This window comes from Finegoldia magna (assembly GCF_018371055.1).
Classification (GTDB): Bacteria; Bacillota; Clostridia; order Tissierellales; family Peptoniphilaceae; genus Finegoldia; species Finegoldia magna_I.
In genome coordinates this window covers 1-9,376 of record NZ_JAGYZD010000048.1, presented here as the reverse complement: position 1 = coordinate 9,376, position 9,376 = coordinate 1, and the positions used below count along the sequence as shown (strand labels likewise).

Genomic DNA, 9,376 nt, shown 5'->3' with positions numbered 1-9,376 from the left:
AAAATCACTGGAGGAATTAATATTCCAGGATTCTAAATAAGGGGGGATAATTTTGTCACTATACCCTAAAGCAATGGACGAATTGATTAAAAACTTGTCCAATTTGCCAACTATTGGCAGAAAAAGTGCGAGAAGATTAGCTTATAGAATTATAGACATGGATCCTAAAAAAGTCGATGAGCTTGTAGAAAGCATTGTAAATGTGAAGACTAATATTAGACCGTGTGCTAATTGTGGAAATCTTACTGATAAAAAATTGTGTGATATTTGTTCCGATCAAAAAAGAGATAACAGTGTCATAACTGTCGTTGAAGATTCAATGAATGTAATATCAATTGAAAAAACTGGCGAATACAATGGGAAATATCACGTTTTAGGTGGATTATTATCTCCAAGAGATAATATTTCTCCGCAAGATTTGAATTTGGAAAATTTGTTTTTGAGATGTAAAAAAGATTATGTTAAGGAAGTTATCCTAGCATTATCACCAACAACTAACGGAGATTTAACAACTAACTTCATAATAGAAGTTCTTAAAAATGAAGAATATAACGTAAAAGTTTCCAGAATTGCAATGGGAGTACCATTGGGAGCTAATTTGGAATATTATGACGAAATGAGCTTGTACAAGGCTATTTTGGATAGAAGAGAAATAAAATAATCATAATCTGCAATTCTTGTAGATTATGATTTCTTACGTTTAAATGTTTGTAATAAAAATGGAATGGAGGAAAATTTAATGGATTCAAATAGAATTAAAGAAGCAATCAAATTTTCGTCTCCAATTATGTTGGGATATATTCCTATAGCGATGGCTTTTGGTTTGTTGTGCAAAGGTCAAAACATTAGCATGTTGGATTCGACTTTGTTTTCTTTTGTTTTCTATTCTGGAGCAGCACAATTCATGGCAGTTGAATTATTAGGTGCTGGAGTAGGTATGTTTTCCATCGTGTTGTCGGTATTTTTATTAAATTTGAGATTGTTCATAATGTCGACATCTTTGGGAATTCATACACAAAAAATAAATCCGAAAGCACTTCCTGTAATAGGATTTATGTTAACGGATGAAGCATTTTCGGTGATGAGTTTTAACAAAGAAAAGCTTAACACAGAATTTGCGTTGGCAGTGGAATTAGGACCTTATTTGGCTTGGGGAATATTTACACCAGTTGGATATTTAATAGGACAATTAATGCCAAAATCAGTCCAAACATCATTAGAAGTAGGACTTACTGCGATGTTTATCGCACTGGTAGTACCATCTATTAAGAAAAGTTCGAATGGTTTGGTAGTTAGTTTGATTGGCGTTGTAACTTATGCAATTATTTTTTATTTGAAATTTATACCATCTGGATGGGATATAATCTTAGCAATTTTATTATCATCATTCATCGGATTGAAAGTAATTATGAAAAGAGGTCAAAATGTATAATATAATTTTAATTTTATTATGTAGCTTAGTTACAGCGGTTCCTAAGATATTACCTCTAAAATATTTAAAAGGAAAACAACTTTCCAGACAAACCGCTGAATTTTTAAATATAATACCATATACATCATTAAGTATCATGGTAATAAGAGGAATTCTAACAGCTTCAAGTGAAATGCTAGTTCCTACAATTGTAGCTTCAATCGTAGCTATTATTATCGCTTATTTGAAAGAAAATGTTGGACTAACAATTATATTAGCAGTTCTAACAGCATTTATTTGTTTGAAATTTTTCTAAAAAAATACCTTCTGTAGCTCAAATTAAAGCCGCAGAAGGTTTTTGTTTTTATTTTACTTTTCTTATATTGCAATGTTGTCTTTTGAAAACTGGAAATCCTGAAATTGGATCGAAGATTTCGTTGTCAATTAACATATTAATGTTCGCATCTTTCCAATTGTCATCTTGGCTGAATGAACCACCGCCGACATTTATTTCCAAATCGTGACGGTTTGACATATTATTAGTAACTGCTTGAAGGATTACACTTGCTCTATCGTTGTATACTTCAACCAAATCCATATTTTCAATTCCTAATTCTTTAGCATCATCTTCATTCATTATAACTTGTGGGTATTCTTGATGATTTAATAATCCATCGATGTTCAAATGTTGCGTTCTGAATGTTGTATGAATTCTTGCGCCTGTGTTCATAGTAAATGGATATTTGGATAATTTTTCTGATTTTTCGTGCTTATTTTCAAATCCGTCGTCATAAACTGGGATAGGTGAGAATCCATACTTTTCTAAAAGTTTTGAATGAATTTCAATTTTACCAGTTTCTGTATTAAATGAATCGTATTTTTTGTAAGACACTTCTGGCTTTTTGTCGAAATGATATACGCCTTTTTCCTTCAATTCTTTTAAAATTTCTGGTGTGTGATAAAAAGCTTTATCCAATAAATCATCGAAATTTTCAGGGTAGTATTCACCAAATCCTAATGCATCTGCAATTTTTTTCAAAATAAAAATATTTGGAAGAGAATTGCCCAATGGTTCTACTAATTTTTCTTTGATTTCGATGTGGTCTGGATATATTGCGTAGCGATCTTCTTCGTAATAAGTTGTAGCAGGGAGGATGACATCTGCAAAGTATGCATCTTCAGTCATAAATCTGTCACAAGTTACGAAGAAATCCAAACTTTTTAACGCTTTTCTGTAAAGTTGACTGTTAGGATAATTTACAGACATACATGAGCCCAAATTAATTAGACCTTTTATTGGATAAGGATCGGATTCTAATATTGCTTGTGGAAGTTTCGTAAATTGTGGTTGACCGATTAATTTGTCGAAAAGAGGGAATTCTTTTGAACCGATTTTTTCGATATTTTTTGCGTTATTTGGTGGATTTTGTACTCTCTTCATTGGCTTGTTCTTGTTAATCAAGAGTCCGCCTTTGACATCTAAGTTTCCCAATAAGCTCCATAAAATATACAATGAACGTATAGTTTGAACTCCGCAGTGTGAATATTCAAGTCCTGTGTATGATTTAAGAGCAACTGTGTTGTCAAAGAGTAAATTTGCCAACTCTTTTACCTCGTCAACTTCAAGTCCAGTGATTTCTGATGTTTTTTCCAAATCAAATTGCGTAAAATATTCCTTGAATTCATCGTAACCGTAAGTGTATTTTTCGATAAAATCTTGGTCAAGTTTATCTTTTAAGTAATTTAGCATTCCAAGAATTAGTACCATATCAGTACCACTATTGACGATGTATTTGTAATCAGCATATTCGATAATATCTGAATTGTAATGGTCTACGGCTATGATTTTCATTCCTTCATTTTTTCTTTTTACCATATTATTATAGAAAAATGGAGGAGAATCTGTTTTGGGATTGGCACCCCACACGCAAAGCATTTCAGTGTTTTGCAAATCGCAAACTAGATTCGGTGCACTTAATCCAAAAACTGTTTGAGGAGCAAATATGCCAAACGATACGAAACATAATGAGCCAACTGATCCGTTGTTCGGACTTCCTATTGGAGACAAGAATCCTCCGTTATTAGCGTTAGGCATTTGAATTGAAATAAAATCGTTCGTAGTTGTGTCAAATGCGCCTCTACCAAAATGACTTGCAATTGATTTTGCGCCGTAGTCTTCGATTATTTTAGAACATTTTTCTTTGATAAGTTCCATGGCTTCATCCCATGAAGCTTTTTTGAATTCTAGGGTTCCTTTTTCACCAGTTCTAATCAAAGGATCAGTTAATCTGTCTTCTGAGTTTAGAATTTCGTCTGAATACAATCCTCTCAAACAAAGAGCGGAAGGTTTTTCGTCTGATTTTTTGATGGATTTTATCTTTCTACCGTCCATGTCGCATTCCACATGGCATTGACCAGGACAAATTCCACAAATAGTTTTAATTTTTCCCATTGCATCTCCTATTATTATTTAAAATTTTTTATTTCGAAAATATCATACACACATTCTTCATACGGATGAACATCTTCGATAATTTGTATACATTTTTTGATATTATTTTCTGTCGTGCGAAACTCTAATTTGATTTCGTCAACTTCGTTGATAATATTTTTTTCACCAGAAAAATTATTTGCTAAATCATTGGGCATAAAATGACCTTTTACTTTCGATGTCGTATAACAATAATCGTAATTTCCTATGGTTATAATTTTCTCATCACATAGTTTTTTTATTAACAAACCAATGTAATCTTCTGGTATGTACACATCTATTTTATATGTTATCATAAAAACTCCTTTCGCTCGTGTTTATTTATTTTTTGTTCGGGTATATATATTTTATCAAAGAATTTAACGAAAAGGAGATTATTATGGATTTAAAATTGTATTACAAGGCAGAATGCCCATTCTGTAAAAAAGTATTGAGATTTATAGACAATAAAAAAATTGAAGGTGTTGAATTAGTTGACATCAAAGCTGACGAAGCTAATGAAAAATATCTTATCGAAAAAGGTGGAATGGACCAAGTACCTTGTCTTTTCATTGATGGAAAGCCAATGTATGAGTCCATGGATATTATAAAATTCTTGGATGAAAAATTTCAATAAAAATTTTAAAAATGCTACATACTAATGTATGTAGCATTTTTTGTATTGTTATTTTTGTAAAAGTTTACTCTAATTTATAGAGAATTGCATCACTGTTTTTTATGATTATTTCTAGTTTTTATTAAGTACGTTGTAGTAGATAAAACATAATATTATGTTAAAAAAAATAAGAGAGCCTTCGATTAATCTATTCAATTTTATTATTTCGTTGAAATTTAAAAACATAATTATTAATGTGATTAAATAAATAAATTCTACAAGTTTTTTTATTTTTTTGCTTTTCATTAGTACCTTCTTATCGACACGATATCGTGCATTCTTTTGTATACATGTCTTTTACCTAATCTCGACCTATACATTTTTGTAACCTTTATTTTAAATGTTAATCCATGATTACGATCGTTCGGTATTCCAAAAGTAGCAGCACCACCCATAAGAGATGATATATATCCTATGATTTTGGAAGGCTTTTTTCCACCGGGAAATTTTGCAAGTATAAGTGCTAACACTCCACCAGCAGATGAAACATTTCCTAGTGCACTTCTAATTTCTGCAAAAGATAATTTCTTCGTAATATATGATACATCGGATTTATAAAAGCTTATTTCATTATTGTATATTGTATTTCCAGTAATTGAAGAATAAATCGAATCATCTTCCTTGTTATAAATTATATATTCGATTTTTCCAGTATTAATGTCTTTGATTTCAATTTTAGTTTCGTTTTTTGAATCAATTATATTCAGAATCTCTTCTTTTTCATAAGAATTAACCTTAATACTATTATCGTTTATTTCTGAAATAGTAATATCCTTTGAGTTTTCATAATTTCCTGAAGCAAATGAAATTTGGGGTATGTTTGTTGAAATTATTGACATCAATAAAAGTCCCGCTATTAATCGTTTAAAATTTAATTTATTATACATTTTATTTCCTCCTACATGTAGAAATGATTAATAGTGAATGCAATTCTCATTTATATTTTAAAAAAATAATTTTGAGTTGTCAATATTAATTATCATTTAAAATTTGAGAAAATTTGGCTTTTGAATGTTTTAATTAAATTTTAATTATAATAATTTGAGCAATTTGTGATAGAATAAATATCGTAATAAAAAAAGTAGCAAACCTTTGGGAGAGATTTGCTACTTAAATAACATTGGCAAGTTCATATTAGGAGGATGAACAACCATTTATTGTTATCATTATAGTATCATATATTTATGGTTAATAAGTTACAAATTTATTACGATTTAGAGAATTGAGGGGAAGATGAAAGTAGGAATTATTGGAGCAGGAGCTAGTGGAGTTTTTGCGGCATTGATTTTAAAACAAAATTACATAGACACAACTGTTATCGAAAGAAATGCCAACGCTTTGAAGAAAATTTATGCGACTGGTAATGGTAGATGCAATTTTACTAATAGAAATGTATCGTACAAGAATTATCATGGCGAAAATCCAAAATTCACAATCAGTGCCATCAAAAAATTTGATAACTACGATGTTATTGAATTTTTCAATGATATGGGAATTCCCGAGGTTGAGCTTGAAAATGGCAAGATTTTCCCGAAAAGTTTGCAAGCTTCATCAATCGTAAAACAAATGATGTGTTTGGCAAATCATCTGGAAGTAGAATTTATTTTCGATAGTTTCGTTGATGATGTTAGAAAAAACGGCAATGTTTTTGAAGTAAAATCCAATGATTCAATTTACAAGTTTGATTATTTAATCGTTGCTTGTGGGTCTAAGGCTTACAAGAAAAGTGGGTCTGACGGAAATGGATACATTCTTATGAAAAAATTGGGACACAATATCGTGAAAACTCATCCAGGAATTGTGCAATTGAGGCTTAATGGAGATAGTTTCAAAAAAATGAGCGGAACTAAATTCAAGGCTAATGCGAAGCTTGTAGTGGACGGAAAAGAAGTTTTTGAATTTTATCACGATGTTTTGTTTACTGATTACGGAATTAGTGGACCAACTATTTTGCAGTTATCAGGTGAAGCTATCAGAGCTAAAAACAAGGGATTAGATGTCAAAATAAGAATAGATACTGTGGATTTGGATGAGAATAAATTGTACGAACACTTAATCTACATAATATCTTTAAATTATTATAAGAAAATAAAAGAGTTGTTGGTAGGCTTGATTAACGATAATTTGATTGAAGAAGTTTTGAATCAAGCAGGTATAAATTATGATATTAATGTGTGCGAGCTAAGCAAGGAAGAAATTTACAAATTAGCACACACTCTTAAAAATTTGGAATTTAGTGTTAGTGGATACAAGGATGAGGATTCTGGTCAGATAACTTGTGGTGGTGTCGACACAGATGAAATCAATCCTTCTACTATGGAATCAAAAAAAATTAAAAATCTGTACATTATTGGTGAGATTATGGATGTCGACGGAGATTGTGGTGGATACAATCTTCAATGGGCTTTTTCATCGGCGTATTCATGTGCGATGTCTATAATTAAAAAGGAGAGCTAAATGAATAAAATGCAAAGAAAACTTGTTGACTTAGATAACCACGGTCAAAAAGTTAGAGTAGGTTTGGTTGGTTGTGGCAAAATGGGATCAGGTCTTGTAAGTCAGTTGAGTAGAATTAAAGGAATGAGACCTTCTGTTATTATAGATAGACACGTTGACAAGTGCGTGACTGCTTTGAGAAAGGCAGGCGTAAAAGATGTGGATATTGTCAAAACAACTGATTTGAAAGTTGCAGAAAATGCTATTAAAAATAATTCGTTCGTTGTCAGTGATGATTATACTTTGAGCTACAAGTTAGATATGATTGATGGAGTAATTGATGCGACAGGAAATCCTCCATTTGGAACACAACTTGCAGTAGAAAGCATTGAACACGAAAAACATACTATTTTATTAAATGTAGAATGTGATGCTGTTGTAGGACCAATTTTAAATGAAATGGCAAAGAAAAAAGGCGTTGTATACACTGGATCTGCTGGAGATGAGCCAGGAGCTATAATCCAACTGTCAGATTTTGCACTTGGATTGGGATTCAAATTATTAGCTGTAGGTAAAGGCAAGAACAATCCATTGGATAATTACACTAATGAAGATATTTTGAGAGAAGAAGCTTTGTCAAAAGGACTGGTTCCAAAAATGTTGACATCATTTGTAGATGGAACTAACACTATGATTGAACTTACAGCCGTAGCAAATGCATTGGGATTTACTCCTGATGTTTTGGGTTGTCATGGAATTACAACAAACATTCACGACATCGCAGACAAATTCAAATTAAAAGAACAAGGCGGTATTTTAAATAATTACAATATAGTTGATTTTGCGTTTGGAGTTGCGCCGGGAGTTTTTGCAATTGTTACTCACGACACAAACGAGGTTCACGATTTGATGGAATATTTGTCAATGGGTAAAGGACCGAACTATACTTTGTACAGACCATATCATTTGACAAGTCTGGAAACTCCACTTACAATTTACGATGCAATTGTAGAAAAAGAACCTACAATTTATCCAAAATACGGTCAAGTTTCTGATACAATCACAGTTGCAAAAAGAGACATCAAAAAAGGCCAAAAAATTGAAGGAATTGGTGGACACGATTGCTTCGGTAAAATAACATCTCACAAACATCAAATGGAAAATAATTTGTTGCCAATGCCTATCATCACAGAAAAAACTACAGCGAAAGTGGATATACCAAAAGATACATTGATTACTTATGATATGGTTAATTTGGATGAAAATCATATCATCACAAAACTTCGTAAAAGACAAGACGAATTGGGATTGTAAAATTATAAAAAATTAGAATCAGCCGATAAAAAAGTTTTTGCAAAACTTTAAAATCTCGGCTGATTTTTATTTTGAAAATAAAAATTTATAAATTTTTGACAATGGATTTCAAAAGTGTTAATATCAATTTGTAATGTAATAAATAAACGTTTTTGGGGGTTAATATGGATTACAGATTAGAGTCTGATAGTGTTGGAGAAAAACAAGTTCCAAAAGATGCATACTACGGAGTACAATCTTTAAGAGGAATGGAAAATTTCCCTATAACAGGAAGAACTTTACACGAAGAATTGATTTATGGATTAACGATTGTTAAAAAAGCGTGTGCGATTGCAAACCACAGAGCAGGAATTATGAGAGAAGATGTCAAAAACGCAATCGTTTACGCCTGCGACAAAATCCTTGAAGGAGAATATCACGATCAATTTTTAACTGATCCTATTCAAGGTGGAGCAGGTACTACTGCTAACATGAATGCAAACGAAGTTATCGCAAATATCGCTAATGAAAAACTAGGCGGAGGATTGGGTACTTATGAATATGTTCATCCAAACGACCATGTAAACATGAGCCAATCGACAAATGATGTTTTTCCAACTGCAGGTAAAATTGCAACTTTAAGATTATTAATAAAAGCCTTAAATGAATTAAAACAATTGGAAATTTCTTTACTTAATAAATCTGTAGAATTTGATGACGTGCTTAAAATGGGACGTACTCAACTTCAAGATGCAGTTCCAATTAGATTGGGACAAGAATTCCACGCATACTATTCAGTAATCAAAAGAGATATCAAGAGAATTAGAAGATCATCTGATCAAATTGAATCTATAAATATGGGAGCTACTGCTATTGGTACAGGTGTAAATGTAGACAAAGTTTACTTTACCAACATTGTTCCGATTTTAGCTGAACTAACAGGATTTGATTTGCATCAAGCAGAGGATTTAATAGATGGAACTAATAACTTGGATGGACTTGTAGAGATATCATCAGCAGTAAAATCAACTGCAGTAAGTTTGTCAAAAATGGCAAGTGATTTGAGATTAATGAGTTCAGGACCAAAAAC

The 9,376-nt window shown here is 31.6% G+C and carries 10 protein-coding genes; 7 read left to right on the top strand and 3 right to left on the bottom strand.

The window, feature by feature from the left end:
• The first annotated feature begins 52 nt into the window (after nucleotides 1-52).
• From recR to KHW44_RS03430, 3 genes are all read left to right on the top strand, one after another.
• The gene (recR, locus tag KHW44_RS03440) at nucleotides 53-661 is read left to right on the top strand and encodes a recombination mediator RecR (RefSeq protein WP_094209580.1); all 609 of its coding nucleotides are present in this window, start codon (nucleotides 53-55) and stop codon (nucleotides 659-661) included.
• A 78-nt stretch (nucleotides 662-739) separates the two neighbouring features.
• The gene (locus KHW44_RS03435; protein WP_035109231.1) at nucleotides 740-1,432 is read left to right on the top strand and encodes an AzlC family ABC transporter permease; all 693 of its coding nucleotides are present in this window, start codon (nucleotides 740-742) and stop codon (nucleotides 1,430-1,432) included.
• A complete protein-coding gene (locus tag KHW44_RS03430) occupies nucleotides 1,425-1,727 on the top strand; it encodes an AzlD domain-containing protein (protein WP_002835345.1) in 303 nt (100 codons plus the stop codon). The genes KHW44_RS03435 and KHW44_RS03430 overlap by 8 nt, the downstream gene beginning before the upstream one ends.
• Nucleotides 1,728-1,775: 48 nt before the next feature.
• On the opposite strand, the gene KHW44_RS03425 is transcribed toward KHW44_RS03430, so the two are convergent.
• The gene (locus KHW44_RS03425) at nucleotides 1,776-3,863 is read right to left on the bottom strand and encodes a molybdopterin-dependent oxidoreductase (RefSeq protein ID WP_304065980.1); all 2,088 of its coding nucleotides are present in this window, start codon (nucleotides 3,861-3,863) and stop codon (nucleotides 1,776-1,778) included.
• Nucleotides 3,864-3,877: 14 nt separating this feature from the next.
• Complete coding sequence (locus tag KHW44_RS03420) at nucleotides 3,878-4,198, bottom strand: hypothetical protein (RefSeq protein ID WP_304065977.1); 321 nt, start codon at nucleotides 4,196-4,198, stop codon at nucleotides 3,878-3,880.
• An 83-nt stretch (nucleotides 4,199-4,281) separates the two neighbouring features.
• Here KHW44_RS03420 and KHW44_RS03415 point away from each other — a divergent pair, with 83 nt between their 5' ends.
• Nucleotides 4,282-4,518, top strand: a complete 237-nt coding sequence (locus tag KHW44_RS03415) for a glutathione S-transferase N-terminal domain-containing protein (RefSeq protein ID WP_094209583.1) — start codon at nucleotides 4,282-4,284, stop codon at nucleotides 4,516-4,518.
• A gap of 284 nt (nucleotides 4,519-4,802) precedes the next feature.
• On the opposite strand, the gene KHW44_RS03410 is transcribed toward KHW44_RS03415, so the two are convergent.
• Nucleotides 4,803-5,444 carry a hypothetical protein gene (locus KHW44_RS03410; protein WP_002835340.1) on the bottom strand — a complete coding sequence of 214 codons (642 nt, stop codon included), beginning with the start codon at nucleotides 5,442-5,444 and terminating at the stop codon, nucleotides 4,803-4,805.
• 346 nt (nucleotides 5,445-5,790) lie between these two features.
• Between KHW44_RS03410 and KHW44_RS03405 the strand changes: the two genes are divergently transcribed.
• From KHW44_RS03405 to KHW44_RS03395, 3 genes are all read left to right on the top strand, one after another.
• Nucleotides 5,791-7,014 (top strand): NAD(P)/FAD-dependent oxidoreductase, encoded by a 1,224-nt coding sequence (locus KHW44_RS03405; protein WP_294684458.1) that lies wholly within the window; start codon nucleotides 5,791-5,793, stop codon nucleotides 7,012-7,014.
• Nucleotides 7,015-8,307, top strand: coding sequence for an NAD(P)H-dependent oxidoreductase (locus tag KHW44_RS03400; RefSeq protein ID WP_294684459.1), 1,293 nt, complete (start codon nucleotides 7,015-7,017; stop codon nucleotides 8,305-8,307).
• Between the two features lie 164 nt (nucleotides 8,308-8,471).
• On the top strand, nucleotides 8,472-9,376 hold a 905-nt coding region (locus KHW44_RS03395; protein ID WP_304065972.1), incomplete at its 3' end, for a lyase family protein.